The organism is Burkholderia sp. Bp8986, assembly GCF_003854225.1.
In the GTDB taxonomy this organism is placed as follows: Bacteria; Pseudomonadota; Gammaproteobacteria; order Burkholderiales; family Burkholderiaceae; genus Burkholderia.
In genome coordinates this window covers 12531-36592 of the sequence record NZ_QTQM01000008.1, presented here as the reverse complement: position 1 = coordinate 36592, position 24062 = coordinate 12531, and the positions used below count along the sequence as shown (strand labels likewise).

General features: G+C 66.2%; 20 protein-coding genes. 10 read left to right on the top strand and 10 right to left on the bottom strand.

The features are described 5' to 3' along the window. Positions 1-54: 54 nt before the first annotated feature. The 5 genes from DID99_RS10445 to DID99_RS10425 all read right to left on the bottom strand — a co-directional run bounded on the left by DID99_RS10445 (position 55) and on the right by DID99_RS10425 (position 7069). Complete coding sequence (locus DID99_RS10445) at positions 55-3918, bottom strand: N-acetylmuramoyl-L-alanine amidase (protein WP_260444564.1); 3864 nt, start codon at positions 3916-3918, stop codon at positions 55-57. Positions 3919-3927: 9 nt separating this feature from the next. Beyond that, positions 3928-4326, bottom strand: coding sequence for a DUF3467 domain-containing protein (locus DID99_RS10440; protein ID WP_124487349.1), 399 nt, complete (start codon positions 4324-4326; stop codon positions 3928-3930). 161 nt (positions 4327-4487) lie between these two features. Further along, complete coding sequence (locus DID99_RS10435) at positions 4488-5450, bottom strand: sigma-54-dependent Fis family transcriptional regulator (RefSeq protein ID WP_124487350.1); 963 nt, start codon at positions 5448-5450, stop codon at positions 4488-4490. 396 nt (positions 5451-5846) lie between these two features. Next, complete coding sequence (locus tag DID99_RS37185) at positions 5847-6122, bottom strand: hypothetical protein (protein WP_185733752.1); 276 nt, start codon at positions 6120-6122, stop codon at positions 5847-5849. Then, complete coding sequence (locus DID99_RS10425; RefSeq protein WP_124487351.1) at positions 6119-7069, bottom strand: LysR substrate-binding domain-containing protein; 951 nt, start codon at positions 7067-7069, stop codon at positions 6119-6121. Before DID99_RS10425 ends, DID99_RS37185 begins: the two co-directional genes overlap by 4 nt. Before the next feature lie 128 nt (positions 7070-7197). On the opposite strand from DID99_RS10425, the gene DID99_RS10420 reads away from it, so the two are divergent. The 4 genes from DID99_RS10420 to DID99_RS10405 all read left to right on the top strand — a co-directional run bounded on the left by DID99_RS10420 (position 7198) and on the right by DID99_RS10405 (position 11925). Further along, the gene (locus DID99_RS10420) at positions 7198-8055 is read left to right on the top strand and encodes a MaoC family dehydratase N-terminal domain-containing protein (RefSeq protein ID WP_185733751.1); all 858 of its coding nucleotides are present in this window, start codon (positions 7198-7200) and stop codon (positions 8053-8055) included. Positions 8056-8084: 29 nt separating this feature from the next. Next, entirely contained in the window at positions 8085-9242 is a 1158-nt protein-coding gene (locus DID99_RS10415; RefSeq protein ID WP_124487353.1) for an acyl-CoA dehydrogenase family protein, read from the top strand. A gap of 14 nt (positions 9243-9256) precedes the next feature. Beyond that, the gene (locus DID99_RS10410) at positions 9257-10435 is read left to right on the top strand and encodes a CaiB/BaiF CoA-transferase family protein (RefSeq protein WP_124519918.1); all 1179 of its coding nucleotides are present in this window, start codon (positions 9257-9259) and stop codon (positions 10433-10435) included. 101 nt (positions 10436-10536) lie between these two features. Next, positions 10537-11925 carry an MFS transporter gene (locus tag DID99_RS10405; RefSeq protein WP_124666667.1) on the top strand — a complete coding sequence of 463 codons (1389 nt, stop codon included), beginning with the start codon at positions 10537-10539 and terminating at the stop codon, positions 11923-11925. On the opposite strand, the gene DID99_RS10400 is transcribed toward DID99_RS10405, so the two are convergent. The 5 genes from DID99_RS10400 to DID99_RS10380 form a co-directional block, all read right to left on the bottom strand. After that, the gene (locus DID99_RS10400) at positions 11912-12460 is read right to left on the bottom strand and encodes a prolyl-tRNA synthetase associated domain-containing protein (RefSeq protein ID WP_124487356.1); all 549 of its coding nucleotides are present in this window, start codon (positions 12458-12460) and stop codon (positions 11912-11914) included. The genes DID99_RS10405 and DID99_RS10400 overlap by 14 nt on opposite strands. Before the next feature lie 61 nt (positions 12461-12521). Beyond that, entirely contained in the window at positions 12522-13934 is a 1413-nt protein-coding gene (locus DID99_RS10395; protein ID WP_124487357.1) for an aspartate ammonia-lyase, read from the bottom strand. Next, positions 13927-14910, bottom strand: coding sequence for a LysR family transcriptional regulator (locus DID99_RS10390; protein WP_124487358.1), 984 nt, complete (start codon positions 14908-14910; stop codon positions 13927-13929). The genes DID99_RS10395 and DID99_RS10390 overlap by 8 nt, the downstream gene beginning before the upstream one ends. 55 nt (positions 14911-14965) lie before the next feature. Then, positions 14966-16366, bottom strand: a complete 1401-nt coding sequence (locus tag DID99_RS10385) for an MFS transporter (protein ID WP_124487359.1) — start codon at positions 16364-16366, stop codon at positions 14966-14968. Positions 16367-16588: 222 nt separating this feature from the next. Continuing rightward, positions 16589-17689, bottom strand: coding sequence for a type II asparaginase (locus tag DID99_RS10380; protein WP_311767491.1), 1101 nt, complete (start codon positions 17687-17689; stop codon positions 16589-16591). A gap of 359 nt (positions 17690-18048) precedes the next feature. On the opposite strand from DID99_RS10380, the gene DID99_RS10375 reads away from it, so the two are divergent. The 6 genes from DID99_RS10375 (at position 18049) to DID99_RS10350 (ending at position 24061) form a co-directional block, all read left to right on the top strand. Beyond that, complete coding sequence (locus DID99_RS10375) at positions 18049-18558, top strand: hypothetical protein (protein ID WP_044846925.1); 510 nt, start codon at positions 18049-18051, stop codon at positions 18556-18558. 415 nt (positions 18559-18973) lie between these two features. Then, positions 18974-19486 (top strand): hypothetical protein, encoded by a 513-nt coding sequence (locus DID99_RS10370; RefSeq protein WP_044846926.1) that lies wholly within the window; start codon positions 18974-18976, stop codon positions 19484-19486. 316 nt (positions 19487-19802) lie between these two features. Further along, positions 19803-20972, top strand: coding sequence for a c-type cytochrome (locus tag DID99_RS10365; RefSeq protein ID WP_124666603.1), 1170 nt, complete (start codon positions 19803-19805; stop codon positions 20970-20972). A gap of 13 nt (positions 20973-20985) precedes the next feature. Next, positions 20986-22746 carry a cytochrome c oxidase subunit I gene (gene ctaD, locus DID99_RS10360; RefSeq protein WP_124666602.1) on the top strand — a complete coding sequence of 587 codons (1761 nt, stop codon included), beginning with the start codon at positions 20986-20988 and terminating at the stop codon, positions 22744-22746. After that, entirely contained in the window at positions 22743-23357 is a 615-nt protein-coding gene (locus DID99_RS10355) for a cytochrome c oxidase subunit 3 (RefSeq protein WP_124666601.1), read from the top strand. The genes ctaD and DID99_RS10355 overlap by 4 nt, the downstream gene beginning before the upstream one ends. After that, positions 23354-24061 carry a heme-copper oxidase subunit III family protein gene (locus DID99_RS10350; RefSeq protein WP_044846930.1) on the top strand — a complete coding sequence of 236 codons (708 nt, stop codon included), beginning with the start codon at positions 23354-23356 and terminating at the stop codon, positions 24059-24061. The genes DID99_RS10355 and DID99_RS10350 overlap by 4 nt, the downstream gene beginning before the upstream one ends. Position 24062 lies beyond the last annotated feature (1 nt).

Below are 24062 nucleotides of genomic sequence, written 5' to 3'. Positions count from 1 at the left end.
GCCGCGTGGTGGCGGAGGGGGAATGTGGCGGGCCATCGCGCGTGTCCCTCGGGGTCAGGCGGGTTGCAGTTCGTGCGGTGCCGGCTGCGTGCCGCTTGCCGGAAGCGGCGGCGCGCCGTCGGCGCCGTGCACGGTCTGGAAGCGGCCGTCGCCGTTCAGCGTCACCTCCGTCACGCCGACCTGGTCCTCCTCGCCGGCATGCCGGAACGTGGTGGTGATGCGCAGCCTGACGCTCGCCCGTTCGGGGGTGCCGGAACCGCGGCCGATATCCGCGCGCACGAACGCGCTCCAGCCGTCGAGCATCTGGCCGTGGTCCGCGGCAATCGTCACGTCGCCGACCGCGCCGCCCTGCCACGCCCAGTCGATCGACACCGGGGCCGACGTGCGGCCGCCCGGCCCGTCGATGTACGGCCAGTCGTCGAGGGTGATGCGCTGGCCGGCCATGCGCGGCTGCCCCGCGCCGCCCGCCAGCGCGTTGGCGGGCTGGACCAGCCCGGTCAGCTGCGCGAGATCGTAGCTGCGCCCGTCGCGGCTCTCGGTGCGCCGGGTCAGGCTCACGCCGAAGCCGAACTCGCCGCCCGCGGCCGGCGGCTCGACGCCGAGCGCATAGCCCGCGCCCGCCGCGCTGCCGCGATTGATCGTGTGGCCGAACGTGCCGCCCGAATGCATCAGCTGGATCACGCCGATGCCGGCCGCCGCCTCGTATTCCGACACGAAATCCTCGTAGGTCATGATGTAGCGGCTGCCGGTCGAGTGGGTCGGCGGCACGGTCCGCGCGCCGGGATGGCCCGGCGTGCCGACCACGCGGTCCAGCGGATCGGTGATCCGCACGAAATACGCGTCGCCGCTGCGATACATGCCCGTCACCACCACCGCATGGAAGAAGTTGACCGGCGCGCGCACGACTTCGGCAACCCAGATCGGTCCGTTCGCCTCCAGCAGCCGCCGAAAGCCCTCGGGCGCGAAGCACGCATTGGGTTCGACCGTGAGCGTCGACACCCCGGCGAACCCCGCCACCTCGGCCGGCGCCAGGCCATCGCGCATCTGGCGCTCGAGGCTGATGCAGCGCGCGAGCAGCGTCGGATCGACGCTCTGGTTGTCGCGCCAGCCGATCACCATCGACGCGGCCGTCGCCCAGCAGCCCATGTCGGTGGGCTGCGGGGTCAGTTGCACCTCGTCCCAGTTCACCGACCAGTCGTCGGCGCCCAGCGTGCGCGCGGCGCCCGCGGCGACCGACAGCGCCTGGCTCGTGCCGAAGAAGCCGCGGCTCGGGATCGGCGCCTTCAGATGGCCGACATACGCGAGCGTTCCGGGGGCCATCGTGCCGGTCGACAGGCTGGCGAGATCGCCCGGCGGCACCCAGTGCGGCGGCACGCTGACGATCGGCCTGCCCGCGTCCTGGAAGGATTGGGCGACCAGCTGCGAGCAGAAGAAGTTGTCGGTGTCGGCGCCTTCGCCGAGCTCGATGCGGCCGACGAAGCGGCGGCAGCGCTCCGCCGCGTCGCCCGACAGCAGGTCGCACGCGTGGCGGTCGATCAGGTAGCTGCCGCAGCGGACCAGCCCGACGTAGTTGAAACCGCGATCGAGGTAGCGCGCGGCGGCATCGGCAACCTGCTGCCGCTGCGTATCGGTCAGGCCCGGCACCCGGAACGCGACCGCGAGGCGCGCGTCGGCCAGCGCGTCCGCGAGCGGGCGCAACTGGACCCCGCCGGGAATCGCCTCGATCACCTGCCCGCCCTGGCCGACATAGAGCATCGCGTGACTGACCTCCGCACCCGAGCCCGCACGAATGACGCCGGAGCCCGGATTGCCGGTGGTGCTGAGAATGATGTCGCCGATCTCCAGCGCGTCGGTGCCGATCGACAGGCCGCCGACGCCGGGATCGAGCGGAATGTCGTCGCCGAGGCCGCGCGCGGCGAGGCCCAGCGCCTGGCCGGCCGCCTGCGGCTGGCAGGTGCGGCTGGTGACCAGCCGCATGAAGTAGTCCCAGTCCCAGTTGCCGTCGGGGCACGCGGTATGGCCGGTCGAGGTGTCGGCCTCGCGATGGCCCATGATCGTCGTGCGATTGATCGGCAGCTGATACTTGTCGCACAGCGACGCGACCAGCGCCGCCGAGGTTTCGTACTGGAGCTGGGTCGGCGCCAGCGCATCGAAATGCTGGACGGTGCCGTTGCGACGCGGGTAGTCGGCGCCGCCGCGCTTCACCGCGATGTGTTCGATGCCGATGCTGCGCTGGTTCGAGCCCTTGCAGTGCCACGCCGTGTCGGCCTCGGAGACGAACTGGACGACTTCGCCCTCCTGCCCGACCAGGTAATGCGAACTCACCTTCGACGACGCATTGGTGAAGGTATTCACCACCTGCTGGACGGTCGGTACGTCGGCGATGTGGATGATGATGCGGTCGATCGTCTTGCTGCCGCGCCCCTCGTCGAAATTCGGGCTGGCCGCGGTACGCGTGACGAGACTGTTCTCGCGCGCGCCCAGCGCCAGCGCACTGGCCGTCGCGGAAGGCTCGGCGGCCGCATCGTCGTCGCTGTACGGCGGCGTATCGATGCCGTAGGCCTCCGGGTCGGCGCTCAGGCCGCGCGACCACCCGAGCGACGACGACGAGGTGGCGATCGTGCCCGCCGCGGCGCGCGAGACGCCGACGAACACGCTCACCGGGCTGCCGACGCTGACGCCGGCCGACAGCGTGACGCCGACGAATTCGCCGCGGGCGTCGAACAGCGCCGAGATGCCGCCGGCCGGGGCTTCGCCGACCATCACGCCGACTGTCGTGCCGGTGCCCGAGAAATCGTCGATATGGCCGCGCAGCAGGCTGATCTGGCCGGTGAGGCTCGCCGACACGATGTAGCCGAAGTCGAGCTCGCCCGACACGAAGACGCCGATGTCGTCGCCATTGGCGTCGAAGATGAGGCCGACCGCGCCCGCGCCCCCGGATTCCAGGCCGGCGCCCGCACCCGCGCCGATCGAGACCGACAGGCCGTTGCGCATCGCGACCGGCAGCAGCAGCATCAGCGACGCGGTGGCCGGATTCGCGCTCAGAATCGCGCGCAGCGCGGCCCGCTCGACGGTCGAGAGCTTGCGCGGCCGCGGCCAGGTGAAGCCGCGGCGTTCGCCCGCGAGGCGGAACCCGGCATCGTCGCTCATCCCCTGCGACACGGGTGCCGGTGCGATGGCGGGTGCTGATGCGATGGCGGGTGCTGATGCGATGGTGGGTGCCGGTGCGATGGCGGGTGCCGATGCGACGGCGGATGCCGGGCGCGCGCCCGGGGTCGACGCCGGGGCCGGCGCGGCGGGCGTCGCGGCGCCCGGCGTTGCGGCATTGAGCGGCGGAAGCGGACCGAAGCCGTCGTCGTAATGAACGTCGTGGTGCGGCGCAACGGGCTCGACGGCCGGCTGCGCCGCGGTGGGAGCGGCGCCCGGTGCGCTCGGCGCCGGCACGGCGGTCGCGCCCGGCCGCGTGGCGTCGCCCGCCCAGTTCAACAGCGGACTCCGGACGGCGGCGGTGCCGCGCGTCGGGAACACGCGAACCCGGCGCAATCCCCGGTCGCTGAGCCCCGACAGCGACACGTACGGACTGTCGGCATTCGGCAGGACATCGACCGTCCACGCATCGGCAGCGGGCGACGCCGCGGTGGCGAGGCCGAACCACAGCCGGCTCGCGCCCGCGAAGCGCGCCAGCACGGCAGGCGGCACCATGAACACCGCTTCGCCGCGCGGGATCGCCAGCAGGCCGTCCTCGCGGCTGGTATAGAACGTCGACGACGTGCGCCCGTCCTTGCGCGTGAACAGCGCGGGATCGGTGGCGATCACCAGTTCCGCGACGCACGGCGCGTGGCCGACGCGAATCGTGAAGCCCAGCATCGGGAAACGGTCGGTCAGGACCATGCGGTTGGGATGGAGTTGCGCTGCCATGTCGTGTCCTCAGCTCTGGTTTTGATCGGGCTCGTCGTGACGGCCGCCGAGCATCGGCTTGCTGCGCGCATCGATCGCGCGCCGTTCGAATTCCTGCGGGGAAAGCATCGCCAGATCCGGTTCCGGGTCGCCGATGTCGGGGATTTCGTGATGCGTCGCTTCGAACTGGGCGATCGCGCGCGCCAGCAGTTGGGCGAGCAGCTTCGCGTGCACCGGGCTGATCGCGACGCGGCTCATCAACTGGACGTTGCCGGACTGCGGCTCGACCTGCCCGGCATCGATCAGGAACTCGAACGCGTTGTGCCCGACCTCGAAATAGTTCGCATAACTGGCGAGCAGCGGCCGTGGCTGGCCGGCCGGCTGGGCCGGCTCCGGCGGGGCGTCCTGGCTTGGCTCGATGACGTGCACGACGGCCTCCTTGCATGGCGACGGGCGGTCTGTCCGTTCTGCTTCGCAAGGAGCGGGCCAACGCGGGTGCGCCGGCGCAAGCGCATGATTTGCCGTGGAATTTCCCGGCCGGAGCGGGATTCGGGAACGCTGCCGGGCTGTACCATGTGACAGCCCGGCTGTCACACCGATGCAGTGTTGCCGGCGTCCAGGTTGTACTTGGCCAGCTTGCGGTAGAGCGTCATGCGCGACCAGTTCATCTGGCGCGCGGCTTCCATCTTGTTCCAGTTGGTCTGGCGCAGTACCGAGACGAGCCGCTCGCGCTCATGCTCGCCGGCCGAAAAGTCCTGCAGGAACAGCCGGCGAAACGCCGGCGGCAGGTCGCCCAGCCCGAACGGGCGCCCTTCGGGTGCATCGATGAACAACGCCTCGACCAGGTTGCGCAACTCACGCACGTTGCCCGGCCACCGGTAATGCCGCATGCACTCGAGCAGGGCGGGATCGGGCCGCCCCACCCGCATCGCCCGCTGCAGGTTGTGTTCGGCGACGAAGTGATCGACGATCGGCGCGATGTCCTCCGGCCGTTCGCGCAGCGGCGGTATCTCGATGCGCGCGACGTTCAGGCGATAGAACAGGTCGGCACGGAAACGGCGTTCCGCGACCAGGTCCTCCAGGCGTTCGTTGCTCGCCGCCACGATCCGGACGTCGACCGGGCGCCGGCGCTGCGAGCCGACCGGCATCACCGTGCGGTCCTCGAGCAGGCGCAGCAGCTTCGCCTGGACGGCGAGCGGCATCTCGCTGACTTCATCGAGGAACAGCGTGCCGCCGTCGGCCTCGACGAAGCGGCCGGGAAACGCGTGCTGGGCGCTGGTGAACGCGCCGCGCTCGTGGCCGAACATCTCGGACTCGAACAGGCTGTCGGGCACGGCGGCGCAGTTCACCGCGATGAACGGCTTGTCGGTCCGGGTGCTGAGGCGATGGACGGCGCTGGCGACGCGCTCCTTGCCGGTGCCGGTTTCGCCGGTCACGAGCACCGTCGTATCGGTGCGCGCGACCTTCGCCAGATAGCGGCGCAGGTCGGTCATCGCCGGGCTCGAGCCGTGCAGCCCGAGTGACGTCGCGCCAATGCCTCCGGTCGTGCTCATGCGCGCGCCGCCCGGCTAGCGAACCGTTGACGGATGATGCGCAGCCCCGATGTTCATCGCCACTTCCCCCCCGCTGGATGTTGAGGAACAAGACAACCATCCTCGATGGCGATTGTTGGCACGCGTTTAATTAGTACTGTGATGCGTGTTGAATGGAGAGCCGCGTGTCACGGCGCCGGCCGATAACCAGTGTAGTTTCAATATGGAGATTCGTACAACCTGAGGACGGCCGATGTTTGCGCGCGACCGCCCGGCCGTCGGTGCGCGGGCGGATCGAGCGACCCGGGCATGCCCGGGCGCAATGGCGAATGTGTCATGTCACGCACCTTCATCGAATCGTCCGCAATCAGCATCACGAACAAATGGCCGGGCGCGGCATTGGAGAATGCGTATCGTTCACGCGGCACGCGCAGGGACTTCGCGAGCGGCGGTCGAGGCGGTCGCGCGCGGGGGGCGTGCGCGGCGATGGGCCGTCCGCGCACCGGCTCGCGGGCTGAGCCCGCGCGTCACGCGCGTCACGCGCATCCCGCGCATCCCGCGCATCCCGCTCATCCCGCTCATCCCGCTCATCCCGCTCATCCCGCTCGTCACGCTCGTCACGCTCGTCACGCTCATCACGCTCATCACGCGCATCACGCCCGTCACGCCCGTCACGCCCGTCCCGCCCGTCACGACGGCGCGGATTCGCCCTCGCGCAGCGTGATACCCGTCCACGCGCCGCTTGCGGCCAGTTCGCCGATCAGCTCGACGATCGTCTGCCGCACGGCGAGCGCGGCGGAATTGACGGGAGACGTGTTCGACCAGCACAGGCTCGCGGGCCGGCGGATCTCCGGCTCGACGATCCGGCGCATCTTCGGCCGGCTGGACGGCTCGCGCGACGCCAGCGCGGACGCCGGCAGGATCGTGCACGCGAGGCCCGACTGCGCGAGCGAGATCATGGTCGGCAGCGAGTCGATATCCGCGATGATGTTGAGCGGCACCTCCTCGCGCGCGAACGTGCGTTCGAGCAGCAGGCGCAGCCCGTTCTGCACGCCCGGCGCGACGAGCGGCACGCCGGCGAGCGACGCGAGCGGGCAGGTTCGCGCGCGCGACGGCACCGCGCCGCCCGGCTCGCCGAGCAGATACAGCACCTCGTCGAACAGCGGCATCGCGGTGATGCCGGTCGTGTTGGATTCGCGGAACAGGATCGCGAGGTCGAGCCGCCCGTTCGCCAGCAGCTCGTTGATGAAGCCGCTCATGCTCTCGAGGTACTGCAGCCGGATGCCCGGATAACGCGCTCTCACGCGCTCGAACAGCGGCACCGCGAGGATCGACGTCATCGTGGTCGGGAAACCCACCGCGACCGTGCCCGACTCGCTGCCCGCGCCTTCCCGCACTTCCTGGCGCAGCTGCTCCATCTGCCGGAGCACGAGCCGCGCATGGCGGTACAGCGCCTGCCCGGCCGCGGTCGGCTTCACGCCCTGCGGGCTGCGTACCAGCAGCGTGACGCCGATGTCGCCCTCGAGCTTCGCGATCTGCTGGCTCAGCGACGGCTGCGCGACGAACAGCTTTTCGGCCGCCTTCCCGAGGCTCCCGTATTCCACGATGCTGACGAAGTAACGGAGCTGGCGGATGTCCATGGCGGTTCGTTCGATGCGAAAGCCATAGGATACCCCTATGACCGGCACATCCAAACGGTATTTCCGCCGCGCCTGCGCTTCACCTAAAGTCACTTCATGCCAAGTCAGAACAGCCGGCCCGCCCGGCGATGGAGGTGACAGTGAACGCTCCCCGGTCGCATGCCAGCGACGATGTCCAACAGGTCGCGACCGACCTGATCAGCGCCGAACGTGCGATCGCCTTCGCGGCCACGCTCGACCATCCGGTCGTTCCCGCCGTGGGCGACGCGTTGCTGCCCGCCTGGCACTGGCTGTATTTCTGGTCGATCGCGCAGCAGGCCGAGCTCGGCCCGGACGGCCATCCGCGCAAGGGCGGCTTCCTGCCGGATCTCGGGCTGCCGCGGCGCATGTGGGCCGGCGGCCGGCTGACGTTCGAACGCCCGCTGACGATCGGCGCGATCGCGACGCGCGCGTCGCGCATCCTGTCCGTCGAACGCAAGGAAGGCCGCACCGGCACGCTCGGCTTCGTGACCGTCGAGCACGTGATCGAATCCGCGGGTGAAGTCGCGATCCGCGAGGAACACGACATCGTCTATCGCGGCGCGGCCGCGCCCGGCGCCGCCACGCCCCCGCCGAAGGCCGCGCCCGACGCCGCGCAATGGCAGCGCGACATCACGCCGGACGAAGTCATGCTGTTCCGCTATTCCGCGCTGACCTTCAACGGCCATCGCATTCACTACGACCGCACCTACGTGCGCGACGTCGAAGGCTATCCGGACCTCGTCGTGCACGGCCCGCTGATCTCGACGCTGCTGCTCGACCTCGTGACGCGCTCGCTGCCCGGCGCGACGATCGTCGAATACGCGTATCGCGCGGTACGGCCGACCTTCCTCGGCAACACCTTCAGCGTGTGCGGCCGCCTCGCCGACGACGGCAAGACCATCGAGCTCTGGGCAAAAGATCACGACGGCTGGCTGACCATGTCCGCAACCGCGACCCTCGCCTGACTCATTTCGAGCATTCCCCGATACGAAACATGAATCCGACCGACGCGTACCAAGACATTCGCGAAGCCGTTCGCGACCTGTGCGGCGAATTTTCCGCCGAGTATTTCCGCAAGATCGACGAGGAACGCGGCTATCCCGAAGCGTTCGTCGACGCGCTGACGAAAGCCGGCTGGCTCGCCGCGCTGATTCCGCAGGAATACGGCGGCTCGGGACTCGGCTTGACCGAGGCGTCGGTGATCATGGAGGAAATCAACCGTGCAGGCGGCAACTCCGGCGCGTGTCACGGCCAGATGTACAACATGGGCACGCTGCTGCGCCATGGCTCGGCCGAGCAGAAACAACGCTACCTGCCGAAGATCGCGAGCGGCGAGTTGCGCCTGCAGTCGATGGGCGTGACCGAACCGACCACCGGCACCGACACGACCAAAATCAAGACGACGGCGGTACGCAAGGGCGATCGCTACGTGATCAACGGCCAGAAGGTGTGGATCTCGCGCGTGCAGCACTCCGACCTGATGATCCTGCTCGCGCGCACCACGCCGCTGTCGGACGTGCAGAAGAAGTCGGAAGGAATGTCGATCTTCATCGTCGACCTGCATCACGCGATCGGCAACGGGATGACCGTGCGCCCGATCCCGAACATGGTGAACCACGAAACGAACGAGCTGTTCTTCGACAACCTCGAGATTCCCGCGGAGAACCTGATCGGCGAGGAAGGCCGAGGCTTCAGGTACATCCTCGACGGACTGAACGCCGAGCGCACGCTGATCGCGGCCGAATGCATCGGCGACGGCTACTGGTTCGTCGACAAGGTGTCGCAGTACGTGAAGGATCGCGTCGTGTTCGGCCGCCCGATCGGCCAGAACCAGGGCGTGCAGTTTCCGATCGCCCGCTCGTTCGTCAACGTCGAGGCCGCGAGCCTGATGCGCTTCGAGGCCGCGCGCCGGTTCGACGCGCACGAGCCGTGCGGCGCGCAGGCGAACATGGCGAAGCTGCTCGCGGCCGATGCGTCGTGGGAAGCCGCGAACGCGTGCCTGCAGTTCCACGGCGGCTTCGGCTTCGCATGCGAATACGACGTCGAACGCAAGTTCCGTGAAACGCGCCTGTACCAGGTCGCGCCGATCTCGACGAACCTGATCCTGTCGTACGTCGCCGAGCACATCCTCGGCCTGCCGCGTTCGTTCTGACGGGAGTGACGAGCATGCGCCCACTGGAAGGCATCAAGGTCGTCACGTTCGAGCATGCGATCGCCGCGCCGTTCTGCACGCGCCAGCTCGCCGATCTCGGCGCGCGCGTGATCAAGGTCGAACGGCCGGGCGTCGGCGATTTCGCGCGCGGCTACGACGAACGCGTGGCGGGGCTCGCGTCGCACTTCGTGTGGACCAACCGCTCGAAGGAAAGCCTCACGCTCGACGTCAAGCAGCCCGCGGCGCTCGACGTCGTGCACAAGCTGCTCGCGGATGCCGACGTGTTCGTGCAGAACCTCGCACCCGGCGCGACCCAGCGCCTGGGGCTCGATTACGATGCGCTGCGCGAGCGCTATCCGCGGCTGATCGTCTGCGACATTTCCGGCTACGGGCTCGACGGTCCGTTCCGCGACAAGAAGGCGTACGACCTGCTGATTCAAAGTGAATCCGGATTCCTGAGCATTACCGGATCGAACGGCGAGCCAGCCAAGGCCGGCTGCTCGATCGCCGATATCGCCGCCGGCATGTATGCGTATACGAACATCCTCGCCGCGCTGATCGAGCGCGGGCGCACCGGGCGCGGCCGGCACATCGACGTGTCGATGCTCGAAAGCATGGTCGAGTGGATGAGCTATCCGCTCTACTACGCGATCGACGGCCAGTCGCCGCCGCGGCAGGCCGGCGCGTCGCACGCGACGATCTTTCCGTACGGCCCGTTCAGGGCTGGCGACGGCAACACCGTGATGCTGGGCCTGCAGAATGAGCGCGAATGGAAGCGCTTTTGCGAGACCGTGATCGGCATGCCCGAACTGGCGGCCGACGAGCGCTTCGGGTCGAACAGCCGCCGCGTCGCGAATCGCGACGCACTCGCGGCCATCATCGTCGATGCGTTCTCGACGCTGACGTCCGCCGACGTGATCGACCGGCTCGAGCAGGCCGGCATCGCGAACGCGCGGATGAACGACATGCACGGCGTCTGGACGCATGCGCAACTCGCCGCGCGGCATCGCTGGACGCGGGTCGACACGCCCGCCGGCGAGATTCCTGCCCTGCTGCCGCCCGGCGTCGCGCCGGGCGACGATCCGCGCATGGACCCGGTGCCGGCGCTCGGCCAGCATACCGATGCCGTGCTGCGCGAGCTCGGCTATGCCGACGAACAGATTCACACGTTGCACGCATCCGGTGCCGTCTGACCGGGCCTTGCCGCGCTGATCGAAGCGCGCCCCTCACCCATGTTTCGAAGCGTCTCCGCGTCCGGTCACGGACGCGAGAGCGCCACATGACCGGAGACATCATGGCGAACACCGTCAATGCCGCCGGCCGGCTCGACCGGCTGCCGATTTCAAGGTTTCACTGGAAGATACTCGGCCTCATCGCCGGCGGCGCGTTCCTCGACGCGTTCGACATCTATCTCGCCAACGGCTCGGTCGCGGCGATGGTCAAGGAGGGATTCACCGACCTGCGGCATGGCGCGATGTTCGTGTCGTCGACGTTCGTCGGGATGATGATCGGGGCGTTCGTCGCGGGTTACGTCGGCGATCGGCTCGGGCGGCGCTATTCGTATCAGCTCAATCTGGCCGTGTTCGGGCTGGCTTCGATCGCCGCGTGTTTCGCGCCCGATATCGCGTGGCTGATCGTGCTGCGTTTCATCATGGGAATCGGGCTGGGCGCGGAACTGGTCGTCGCGGCCGGGACGCTCGCCGAGTTCGTGCCGCCCGAGACGCGCGGCAAGTGGGTGTCGCTGCTCGCGATCATCACCAACAGCGGGCTCTTCGCGGCGCTGGCCGCGGGGTACTGGATCATTCCTCATCTCGGCTGGCGGTACATGTTCGCGCTGGCTGGCGTCGGCGCGCTGGTCGTCTGGTTCATGCGCAAACGGATGCCGGAGTCGCCGCGCTGGCTCGAATCGGTCGGGCGGCTCGACGAGGCCGAGGCGACGCTTGCCGCGATCGAGCAGGAGGTCGGCCGGCAGGTCGGCACGCTGCCGCCGGTGCGGCGCACCGCCGACCTGCATGTCGGGAAGGTGCCGCTCGGCGTGCTGTTTTCGAAGGGGATGCGGGGCCGGACGATCGTCGCGGCGTTGACCGCGATCGGTGTGAACGTCGGGCTCTACGGCTTCATTGCGTGGCTGCCGACGTTCTTCGTCACGGAAGGGTTGTCCGTCGTCAAGTCGCTCGGGTTCGTGTTCCTGATGTCGATCGGCTCGCCGGTCGGCGGGTTGATCGGCTATCTGATCGCGGATCGGATCGGGCGGGCCAAGGGCATCGTGATCGCGTCGATTCTCAGCATCGCGCTCGGCTGGCTGTATGTGTCGCTGCGCGATACCACCGCGATCATCGTGGTCGGCTTCTGTCTCGTCAGCGCGATCTACACGATCACGACGCTCGGGCTGTTCGGCTACATTCCCGAACTGTTCCCGACCGAAGTGCGGCTGCGCGGCACCGGTGTCGCGGGGATGTGCGGACGGATGTCGTCGATCGGCACGCCTGCGCTGGCCCTGGCGCTTTACCAGGCGTTCGGCGTATCGGGCGTGATCGCGATGGTCAGCGCGACGCTCGGCGTGCTGTGTGTCGCGATCGGGCTGCTGCGCGTCGAAACCGGACGGCAGGCGCTGGAGGAAGTCGCGCCGGGGATGCAGGACGCGGAGGACACCGCGGTCCACTCCGGCGTCAGGCAAGCCTGATTGCCGGCGGGCCGGCCGCGGCAAACGCTTGCCGCGCGCAGACGGGCAGCCAGTCGGCAGGATGGTCGATATGGCGCAAAAACGTGTCGAGACCGGTTCCGGAGAGCGATACGCTCGCATCGTTCTCCAGCGGATGAAACAGAAAACGCTCCTCGCCGCGCAGTTCGACATCGATGATCAGACGCACACGTCCGGTTTCGTCATTGACGAGCGCGAGCGGGCTCAAGGACCCCGGACGAATACCCAGCAACTCGAAGAGCTTGTCCGCGGACGCAAACGACAGACGCTTGCTGCCGAGCGCCGCGGCGAGTTCAGCAAGATCGAGCGACTTCGCGGCCGTCGTGACGACGAGGAAATAGTGGCCCTTCCGGTCCTGCAGCAGCAGGTTCTTGCAGCGGGCGCCCGCCACGGACAGCGTCAGCATGTCGGACTCGGACATGTTGCGTACCGGGTCGTGTCTCTCGCACGAGAACGGAATACCGATTTCTTCAAGAAGCCTCAGAACTTCGTCTTTTCCCAGCATGGTGTCGTTCATGTTCGTTCATAAGAGGGCCGACCCTGCGCCCATTTCAGCGTCGCCCCTCTTTCATTCAGTGTCAGGCATCGAAGACCGGGTACGACGCCGTTCGGATCGCAGCGATCGTGTCATCCTTCGAGAGCAGTCCCGATTCATCCAGAATCGTCACCAGCGAGCGGCCTTCAGCCACGGATTGGCGCGCGAGCTTGCTCACGCGAGCATAGCCAATCTTCGGCACGAGCGCGGTGGCGACAGCCATGGATTCCAGCACATGCTGCTCGTTGCGCGCGACGTCGGCTTCCATTCCGCGCACGCACTTCTCGCCGAAGCGTCGAATCCCGTTGGTGAGCAAGGCGATGCTGTCGAACACGCGCGAAGCCACCACCGGCTCGAAATGATTGATCTCCAGTTCGCCGTACTGAACCGCCTGCGCGACCGCGACATCGTTGCCGACAACCGCAAAGCTCAACTGGATCATCGCCATCGGCAAGACCGGATTCACCTTGCCCGGCATGATCGACGAACCCGCCTGCGCTTCCGGCAGTTTCAATTCTCCGAGCCCGCCGGCCGGACCCGATGACAACACGGTCAGATCGGATGCGATCTTCGCAAGCGACGCCGCGCAGGTACGCAATTCCGCCGAGACGCGCGAGAACACGTCCATGTTCTGCATCGCGTCGAACGGATTGACCGGCGCTTCATAAGCGACGCCGGTGATGCTGCAAAGATGCGCGTACGCCGCCGCGCGATAACCCGCCGGCGCGCCGAAGCCGGTTCCGATTGCCGTGCCGCCGAGCGGCAGCGTGCGCAGCTTGTCACGCACCACGGCAAGCTCGTCGGCCAGGCGAGCCGTCAATGAAGCGTAGCCTCCGAAGAGCTGGCCGAGCCGCATCGGCTGGGCATCCTGCAGACAGGTGCGGCCCAGGTGCAGGATATCGGCAAATTCGCTCGCCTTGTCGTTGAACAGGCCTGCGAGTTTCGTGACTTCCCCGATGAGCGAACCGAGCATCGCGTATGTGGCGATCTTCAATGCGGCGGGATACGCATCGTTGGTCGATTGCGAGCGGTTGACGTGATCATTCGGGTGGATGACCTCGTAGTTTCCGGCCGCGTGGCCGAGGATTTGCTGAGCCCGGTTCGCAATGACTTCGTTGAAGTTCATGTTGGTCGACGTGCCGCCCGAGCCTTCCATCAGATCGACCACGAGCGAAGCATCGAGCTTCCCTTCGATCACTTCCCTGCACGCCGCGACGATCGCATCGCACTGCTCGCCGGTGATGACTTCGTTATCGCGATTAGCCAATGCCGCCGCCCACTTGACCTGTGCAAACGCGTCGCGAAACGCCGGATAGTGGGCGATGTTCAACGGCGACACCGTGAGGTTATCGACCCCTCGAACCGTGTTCACGCCATACAGTTTGCCGCCGGGAATGGCAACTTCGCCGACGTAGTCGCGTTCGATGCGAGCGTCGCTTTGAGCAGGCTTATTCATGGAGATTCCTTCCGCCAACGGTAATGAGTTTTTCGATGTCCCCGCCGAGCGCGGCCAGCCTCGGCAGAAACGATGTTTCGATGACTTCGCGTGCCGTATCGCAGGCATCGTCGAAGAAAGCGTTGTATTCGTCCCGGCGCGCCACGAGGTATAACGAGCGCTCCAGGCCCAGTTGTTCGACCACGTGAACAGCAACGTTGCCCGCATGCGTCACGCCCTGAAGCAGGCACATCGGCGATGTAATGGCCCAGCCGATGCCTTCCGCCACCATCGAGGTCAAGGCATCGGCGTTGTCGAGTTCGAGCCGCGCGGGCGCGCGAATCTCGATACGCCGAAGATATCTCTCGATCTGCAGACCCACCTGAGACGTCCGGTTGAATCGCACGATGGGCATGCTGTCGCTCAGTGTGCGCAGGTCGTCGAGCGTCTTCACGGCGATGCCGAGGCCTTTCGGCGTGATCACGAAATAGCGCTCGGAGAACAGCCGGTATCGCACGACATCGTTGGCATCGATCAGCGGATCGCTCGTGACGATCAGATCCAGATCCCGGCGCAGCAGCGCCTCGCCTTGTTGAGGGCTCAGGCCCGTGCGGATCGACAACTGCGACACCTTGCCGATCAGCTTCTTCGTGAAGACCGAGCCGCACGTAGATGCGAACGAATCGACCAGCCCGATGCGCAAGTCGGGTTTGATCCCGCGCCCCGCTTCGACGACTTGCGCCTTGAGATTCGCGATTTCCTCGCTCAGTACCGCACCGCGATTTCTGAGCGCGATGCCGAAGGGCGTCAGCGCCATCGGCCGCGTGGTCCGATTCACCAGCACGACACCCAGTTCGTCTTCCAGTTGCCGGATGATCTGGGATACGCCCGATTGCGATATGCCCATCCGCGCTGCCGCGGCGGACATGCTTCCCTCTTCCGCGACGGCGACGAAGACCTGCACCGCGTGCATGTCAATGGGTTTGTGAGACGGCATGTCGAGTCCTCATGTGGGCGTCCTGTAGCGGCCGTCATCGACGACACGCCGAAGGTCAAGGACGCGTCGTGCGTCCATTCGATGCGGATATCGCGAGCGTCGCATCATGGTGTCCCGCGGCATGGGCAAGATCTTCCGGCGCGCCGTCGGACTTCACGTCGGCAAGATGCTCGCTGCCGGTTTCAGGCGCCATGAAGTGGCAGAACACGCCGCCGAAGACCAGTACCGCGACGCACACGCTCAATGCCGCATGAATGCCGGCCTGCTGCACGGCGATCGGCAGCAGGAAGGTGCTGATGGCCGAACCGAATCGGCTTGAAGCAACCGCAAGGCCTACGCCCGACGCGCGAAGATGTGTTGGAAAGAGTTCGGGCGGATAGACGAACTCGAGGTTCGCGGCGGCCGAAAGAATGCATGCGAAGAGACCGAAGACGAGCATCGTTCCGATGGGACCGAAGTTCGCATAAGTCAGCACCGCGAGGCCTAACGCCGCAAGATAGAAGGTTCCGATCAGGAACGTGCGACGCGAAATCCGGTCGATCAACAGCAGGCCTATCACGGCGCCCGCGAGGAGCAGAATGTTGTAGACGAGGCCGCCCACGAACTTGTCCTTGACGTGCAGCGCCTCGAGCACCTTTGGCGCAAACGTGCCCAACGCAAAATAAGGAATGACCTGGCAGGTGTAGAACACGCATCCGACCAGCGTGTTCTTGCGCCAGCGCGGCGAGAACAGTTGCGACCAGGCTCTCGTCGTTTGCTGTGGCACGGCCGCCTTCGTCATCGCAAGCGTGACTTCCGGGCCGAATCTGCGACGGACAATGGCAAGGGCTTCGTCTCCCCGTCCGCGTTTCATGAGCCACATCGGCGATTCGGGCACGAGCAGGCGGAACGGGAGAATCAGCAACGCGGGAACGCCGCTCGCCGCCAGCATGATTCGCCACGCATCGGGGCCTGTATCGCGCATCGCGAAGCCTGCGAGGTAGGCGCCGACATAACCCGCCGCCCAGGCGGCTGCGAGCACGCTGAGCAGCCGGCCACGGTATCGGCGTGGCGAATATTCGGTCACGAGCGATTTGCTCACGACGTAGTCGGCGCCGAGGATGAGTCCGAGCACGAGACGCAACACCAGCAATTGCGCGGGCGACGTCACGAAATACTGGGCGGCCGAGACGAGCGCGAAAAGCAGCATGTCCCATGCGAATATCGTTCGGCGACCATACCTGTCAGCGATCGGGCCGGCGAACATGCTGCCGAAGAAAAGCCCTGCGAGCGATGCCGCGCCGAGCAGTCCCATCCAAAGCGCATCGAGGTGCATCGGACCGGCTGCCATGCTCACCGCGATGCCGATGATGCCCAGCACGAAGCCATCGCTGAATTGGCCGCCCGTCCCGCTGAACGCCACGCCCACATGGAATGGGCGAAGCGGCAAGTCTTCCAGTAGTACCTGTTTGCTCACGTCTGTCTCCTGTCTCTGGTATGGCGCCCATGCCGATGCGCGTTGAAAACCAGTGTAGAGCGACGACTTCAGGAAAACAGCAGGTCACATGACAGTATTACGAACTCTGATACTGCTTTCTATCAGGGCTGAAACCGAGGCTTTTGGGCGCGCGCGAAAAGCAAAGGCCGGACGGCTGTTGCCGTCCGGCCAGCAAAGCGGCGTCGTGCGTTCGGGCGCCGCCTAGAACCGCTGAAACATCTGTTGAATCTGCTCGGGGTTATGCGTCACCGTAAGCGCGAGCATCAAGAGGATGCGGGCTTTCTGCGGATTGAGGTTGTCGCCGAGCAGACCGATATACGCCGGATCATCAGGGATGTAACCGCTTCCGGTCCTCGATGACCGGACGACGATCACACCCTTGTCGACGGCTTTCTTGATGGACGGAAGCGCAAGCAAGGATTCGCTGCCGGCGCCGACGCCCGCGACGACGATCCCGCGGGCGCCGTGCGCGACCGCTGCGTCGTACAGGTAACCGCCATCATTCTGGTGCCCGTAGACGATATCGACCTCGGGAAGTGAATCCAGCTTCGCTATGTCGAACGGTGTCTGCGTGGTCTGCAGTTTGGTCACGGCGGTTTCGAAATGCGGTACGTTGTCGATCAGCGTGCCCAGATGGCCGTCGTCGGGACTTTTGAATGTATCGAGCGTGTTCGCATTGGTCTTCGTCGTATATCGGGCGGAGCCGATGCGATCGTTGAGCACGACCATGACGCCTCGTCCGCGCGCCGCCGGCGACGCCGCGACCGTCACCGCTTGAAGGATGTTGCCGGGGCCGTCGGCGCTGAGCGCGGTCGACGGGCGCATCGAACCGGTAATCACGACGGGCTTGTCGCTTTTCACGACGAGGTTGAGGAAATAGGCGGTTTCCTCGAGCGTGTCCGTGCCGTGCGTGATGACGACACCTGCGATGTCGGGCTGTCCAAGAAGCTGGTTCACGCGCTTCGCGAGCTTGAGCAAGACTTCGTTGGTGATGTTCTCGCTCCCGACATTCGACACCTGCTCTCCGAAAACCTGCGCCACTTTTCCGAGCGAAGGTACGGATTTCAGCAGCGCATCCGCCGTGAGCACACCGGACTTGTAGCCCGTGCTTTGCGTCTCGCTGAGACCGGTGCCGGCGATGGTGCCACCCGTGGCCAGCACGGCAACATGCGGAAGCGGCACGGGGGCGGGCGCTGCAGTTTGCGCATGGCCGATTGCAGGTGCAGTGAAGATCCAGGTCATCAGCAGAAGCTTGCAGACAATCTTTCCATACTGGCTCGATCGAGCGCGTTCGTCTCTCACATCGGACTCCGAATGAACGATAAAAGATTTCCGTCACGTCAAGCGATGCGTGGTCCTTAACCGACTTGCGCAATGACGCGGCCGGGGAAAGTCGGCTCCTCGCCGACATCGAATGCCTTGGCTTTCGGCGATGAAAAGTGTAGAGAACCGCACGCTCGGACAAATTATCCGGCAGCGACAATTATTGAATCTGATACTGCATTGGAGATTTTTTGAAGGCCGTCCTACCTGCGATTTCGTTTGGTATGGAGGTTAAAGCTCGACGTTGCCGGTGGTTCCATCCGGTACGTACCCGCCTACCGCGCGGCCGGAGCTGACATAAAATAGAACGTATTCCGGACTGAAAAAAGGGGGCCGACATGAGGCGCCTCTATTTCCTCGTACCCGACACGCAGATGGCGAAGGCGATCGTGGATGACTTGCTGCGCGCTCGCATCATCTGGCGCCATATCCATGTCCTCGCGGATCACAGTGTCACGCTCGAAGAGTTACCCGAAGCGTCCTTGCTGCAAAGCAGCGATGTCGTGCACGCGCTCGAGCGCGGCGTCGCGCTCGGCGGCGCAACGGGCGCGCTCATCGGCCTCGTCGCGCTCGTCTACCCGCCTGCCGAGCTCGTGATCGCGGGCGGCGCCGTCGTCGCATTGACGGTGGCGGGTGCGGGCTTCGGGGCGTGGACGGCCGGGATGATCGGCATCGCCGAACCGAACGCGCGACTCGAGCGATTTCGGGAGGCGATCAAGGAAGGCCAGATTCTGATCATGGCCGACGTGCCGGCATTGCGAGAGCAGGAAATCGAGCAGATGATCGCCCAGCATTTTCCGAAGGCGGATCTGGAGGGCGGCGAGCCTACGTCACCGGTTTTTCCCTGACACGCGGAAACCGGCATGCCCGGCGCGTGGAGCCGCACCCGCATCGAGCGGGTCGGCAGCAGGCAAGGGTGAAATCGGCGTCCGTCGGTGCAGAAGATTTGTCGGAATACTTAATTTGCCCCGGCGTGCCGGCACGAGGACGATTCCGTGACGGCCCCTGCCCTTTTGGCGTTGCATGCAGTCAGATGCCCGTGACCGCGCAACGCCACGGCCTCCGTTCCCATGTCGCGCCGCCGACACCCGCCGCACGCCGATCCTGAACGGAACACCGTACTGCCATGCGACGCGCAGGGTTTTTGCACCTTGCGTTGCCCCCCATATCTGCCATTCTGAATCGAATAGCCGACGTATTTTCGACGCGCGTGGCGCGTGCTGAACCCGAGTGCCGAAGCTGAATTGTCAGCAAGGAGGTCGTATGGAACTGCACATTCAATCGCACCATTGGCAACGGCGCATGCCGGACTGGCTCGCCGCGGCCGTGGCCGGGCTTGCCGGGGGCGCCCTGGTGATCGTGCTCGAATTCTTCTGGTCAACCATGGTGCTCGATGAAAGTCCGTGGCAGCCGACCCACAAGATCGCGGCGATGGTGATGGGCCGTGGCGCGCTCGAACAGATGTCGGTGTTCAGCTTCAGCATCGTGGGAATGGCACTGCTGTTGCACTACGTGCTCGGCGCCATCATGGGGATGATCCTCGCCGCGATCATGGCACCGTTCCGCTTCGATTCGAGCGTCGGCATGGAGGCCGTCATCGGGCTGGCTTTCGGGATCGTCGCGTACGTATGGAACTTCTACGTGATGACCGCCGTGTTCCCGTGGTTCATCTCGGAGCGGGGATCCGGACCGTTGCTGGCCAACCTGCTGTTCGGCGTGGTCACCGCCGTCGTCTACGGCATGCTCGAACGGCGCAAGCAGAACGCGATGCACTGACATGCCGTTGCTTCGCGCCGCGCGGGACGGCTGCCTCGACAACTCACGCCGGAGGCGGCCGTTTTGCATGTTGTCGCGGCAGGTGACGCCGTCCGTGGTGCGACGCGGGTATGGGGTGCTTCCCTCCTTCCTCTTGCGCTGCCTTGCGCGATGCAAGGCAGCAGACTACCTTTTTCTTTAGAGCCGCCGACGCCGCCTGGCGAATCGGTCCTGGTGGATTGCCGGCAAACAATCGTACGAAATTCGGCAAGGCGGCACGACGATGCCCGGAGCGCCGGTTGGCGGCTCCGGCGAGTGACGCGCGGCGAGGCGGCCCATGGTGCTTGCGATTGCCCTGATCGTGATCATCGCGTTGGCGGTGGGGTTTCACTTTGCCAGTCCCTGGTGGATCACGCCGATCGCGTCGAACTGGGTGCGCATGGACGACATGCTGACGATCACGCTCGTCATCACCGGCGCGTTCTTCATCGCCATCAACCTGTTCATCGCGATCGCGCTGATGCGCTACCGCCACCGCGGCGGGCATCGCGCGGCCTACGAGCCGCACAACAGGCGGCTGGAATGGTGGCTGATCGGCCTGACCGCCGTCGGCGTCGCGGCGTTGCTGGCCCCCGGTCTGTTCGTCTATGCGGACTACATCCGGCCGCCGCGCAACGTGCTGCAGATGGAGGTGCTCGGCCGGCAATGGCAATGGCGCTTCCGCTTCGCCGGCCCCGGCGGCAAGCTGGGCACGACGGACGTGCGCTATATCGGCAGCGACAATCCCTTCGGCCTGAACCCCGCCGACCCCAACGGCCGCGACAACTACCTGATCGAGACGCCCGAGGTCCATCTGCCGCTGAACCGGCCGATCCAGGTCCTGACACGGTCGCTCGACGTGCTGCACGACTTCTATGTCCCGCCGTTTCGTGCGCGCATGAACATGGTGCCCGGCATGGTGACGACCTTCTGGTTCACGCCGACCAAGGCAGGCCGTTACGACATCCTGTGCGCACAGCTTTGCGGTGTCGGGCACGCGGGCATGCGCGGCGTGGTGGTGGTGGAAGACGATGCAGCGTTCTCGCGCTGGCTCGCGCAGCAGACCACCTTCGCGCAGCGGCAGCAGGCCAAGGTTCAGGCCGCGGCGGCAACGCCAGGCGGCAGCGCGCAGGCGCTCGCCGACCAGGGCAAGGCGCTCGCCGCGGCCAAGGGCTGTCTCGCCTGCCATACCGTGGACGGCAGCCCGCGCGTGGGTCCGACCTGGAAGGGCCTGTACGGCAAGACCGAAACGATGGCCGACGGCAGCACCGCGAAGGTGGACGACGCCTATCTGCGCGCCTTCATCCGCGATCCGGCGGCCCGCGTCGTGAAGGGCTATTCGCCCATCATGCCGCATTTCGACCTGAGCGATCAGGAGCTGACCGCGCTGGTGACCTACATCGAATCGCAAGGCGGCCCGGCTGCCGGCAGCACGGCTGCCGGCAGCACGGGCAACCGCCAGCCCTAGCGGAGCAGACGCAATGCCCTACGCGCACCTCGACCACGCCCCGAAAAGCTTCTGGACGCGCTATGTCTGGAGCCAGGACCACAAGGTCATCGCCGTGCAGTATGCGCTGACGGCCATCGCCATCGGCCTGGTCGGCCTCGTCCTGTCGGACCTGATGCGGTTGCAGCTCGGCTTTCCCGGCAAGTTCAGCTTCATCGACGCCAACCACTACTACCAGTTCGTCACCATGCACGGGATGATCATGGTGATCTACCTGCTGACCGCGCTGTTCCTCGGCGGCTTCGGCAACTACCTGATCCCGCTGATGCTGGGCGCGCGCGACATGGTGTTCCCGTTTCTCAACATGCTGAGCTACTGGGTCTACCTGCTGGCCGTGCTGGTGCTGGTGGCGAGCTTCTTCGTGCCGGGCGGGCCGACCGGCGCGGGCTGGACGCTGTATCCGCCCCAGGCCATCCTGCCCGGCACGCCGGGCGTCGAATGGGGCATCGTGCTGATGCTCGTGTCGCTGGCGATCTTCATCGTCGCGGCAACCATGGGCGGCCTGAATTACGTCACCACGACGCTGCAGGCGCGCACGCGCGGCATGACGCTGATGCGCATGCCGCTCACGGTGTGGGGCATCTTCATCGCGACCATCATGGCGCTGCTGGCGTTTCCGGCGCTGTTCGTGTCGGCCGTGATGATGCTGCTCGACCGGACGCTCGGCACCAGTTTCTTCATACCGGCCGTGGTGTCGATGGGGCAGTCGCTCAAGCATGCCGGCGGCAGCCCGCTGCTGTTCCAGCACCTGTTCTGGTTCTTCGGGCATCCGGAGGTCTACATCGTCGCACTGCCGGCCTTCGGCATCGCGTCGGACCTCATCAGCACCCACGCGCGCAAGAGCATCTTCGGCTACCGGATGATGGTGTGGGCCATCGTCGTCATCGGCGCACTGAGCTTCGTGGTCTGGGCGCACCACATGTTCGTCGCCGGCATGGATCCGTACTTCGGTTTCTTCTTTGCCACCACCACGCTCATCATCGCCATCCCGACCGCCCTCAAGGTCTACAACTGGGTGCTGACGCTGTGGCGCGGCGATATCCACCTGACCGTGCCGATGCTGTTTGCCATCGGCTTCATCAGCACCTTCGTGCTGGGCGGGCTGACCGGGCTCTACCTCGGCAACGTGAGCGTGGACATTCCGCTGTCGAACACGTACTTCGTGGTCGCGCACTTCCATATGGTGATGGCCGTGTCGCCGATCCTGGTGGTGTTCGGCGGCCTCTACCACTGGTATCCGAAGGTGACGGGCCGCATGCTCGACGACAGGCTCGGGCGCGCGCACTTCTGGATCACCTTCCTCGGCACGTACGCGATCTACTTCCCGATGCACTATCTCGGCATCCTCGGCATGCCGCGGCGGTATTACGCGTACGAGGGCTACAGCTTCATTCCGCATTCGGCGCAGACGCTCAACACGTTCATCACCGTCGCCGCGCTGATCGTGGGGGTCGCACAGTTGCTGTTCCTGTACAACCTGGCGTGGAGCCTCGTACGCGGCAAGCGTGCCGACGGCAATCCGTGGCGGGCCACCACGCTGGAATGGCAGACGCCGCAAACGCCGCCGGTGCACGGCAACTGGGGCGCCGCGCTGCCGGTCGTCTACCGTTGGGCGTACGAATACAGCCCGCCGGGACAAGCGGAAGACTTCGTCCCGCAAAACCAGCCGCCTGCAACGGCGCCGGAGCCGGAACCGGCCCGCCCGACGGTTCAACCCGGCGAGGCACGCAAATGACCACGCTGCCGCGCCCCTTCGTTCCCGACACGCCGCCGCCCGTCCTGCCGAATGCGAGCCGCGTCGGCCTGATCGTGTTCATGGCCGTGGCGACGGCCTTGTTTTCATTGCTGCTGCTCGCCTACGGCATGCGCATGCGCGAGCCCGACTGGCAGCCGATCCCGCATCCGGCGCTGCTGTGGTGGAACACCGGCGCGCTCGCGCTGGCCAGCGTCGCCATGCAGCGTGCCCGGCAGCTGACCGGGCATCGCGTCGCGTGGCTGGTGGGCGGCGGCGTGCTGGCCGCCGTGTTCGTGATCGGGCAACTGATCGCCTGGCGCATGCTGTCGGCGGCCGGGCAAACCGTCGTCGCCAATCCTTCCAACAGCTTCCTCTACCTGCTCACCGGCCTGCACGGACTGCACGTGCTGGGCGGGCTGGCGGCCTGGGCCGTGACGATCGCGCAGCGCCGGCGTGCGGATCCGTTCCGCGCCCAGCGCGCCATTTCGCTGTGCGCGCTCTACTGGCATTTCCTGCTGGCGGTCTGGCTCGTGCTGCTGGCGGCAATGTGGTGGCTCACCCCCGCGGTTGTCGCCGCCATCTGCGGACCGCTGTATGGAGCCGCGCCATGACCTCGCCTCCGCTCCCGCCCGAATCCGCCACCACCCCGCCCGCCGACGCCGGGCCCGACGGCTGGCGCGGCATCGTCACGGACTGGTCGGCCGACCGCGAAGCCTTCAAGGTGCCGTGGGGCAAGGCGATGATGTGGATCTTCCTGCTGTCGGACACCTTCGTGTTCAGCAGCTTCCTGATCGGCTACATGTCGGTGCGCATGTCGACCACGGCGCCGTGGCCCGACCCGTCCAAGGTGTTTGGGCTCACCGTGGCCGGCGTCGAGGTGCCCTTGCTGCTGATCGCGATCATGACGTTCACGCTGATCACCAGCAGCGGCACCATGGCGATGGCCGTGAATTTCGGCTATCGGCGCAATGCCCGGCGCGCCGCCGCGTTGTTGCTGGCGACCGCGCTGCTCGGCGTGACCTTCGTGTCGATGCAGGCCTTCGAATGGACCAAGCTGATCGTCCATGAAGGCATCCGCCCGTGGGGCAACCCGCTGGGCGCCACGCAGTTCGGCGCATGCTTCTTCATGATCACCGGGTTCCACGGCTTTCACGTGACCTGCGGCGTGATCTACCTGCTGCTGATCGCACGCAAGATCCTGCAGCCGGGGTTCACCGAGCACGGCAACTTCCAGATCGTCGAGATCGCCGGCCTGTACTGGCACTTCGTCGACCTGGTGTGGGTGTTCATCTTCGCGCTGTTCTATTTGTGGTGAG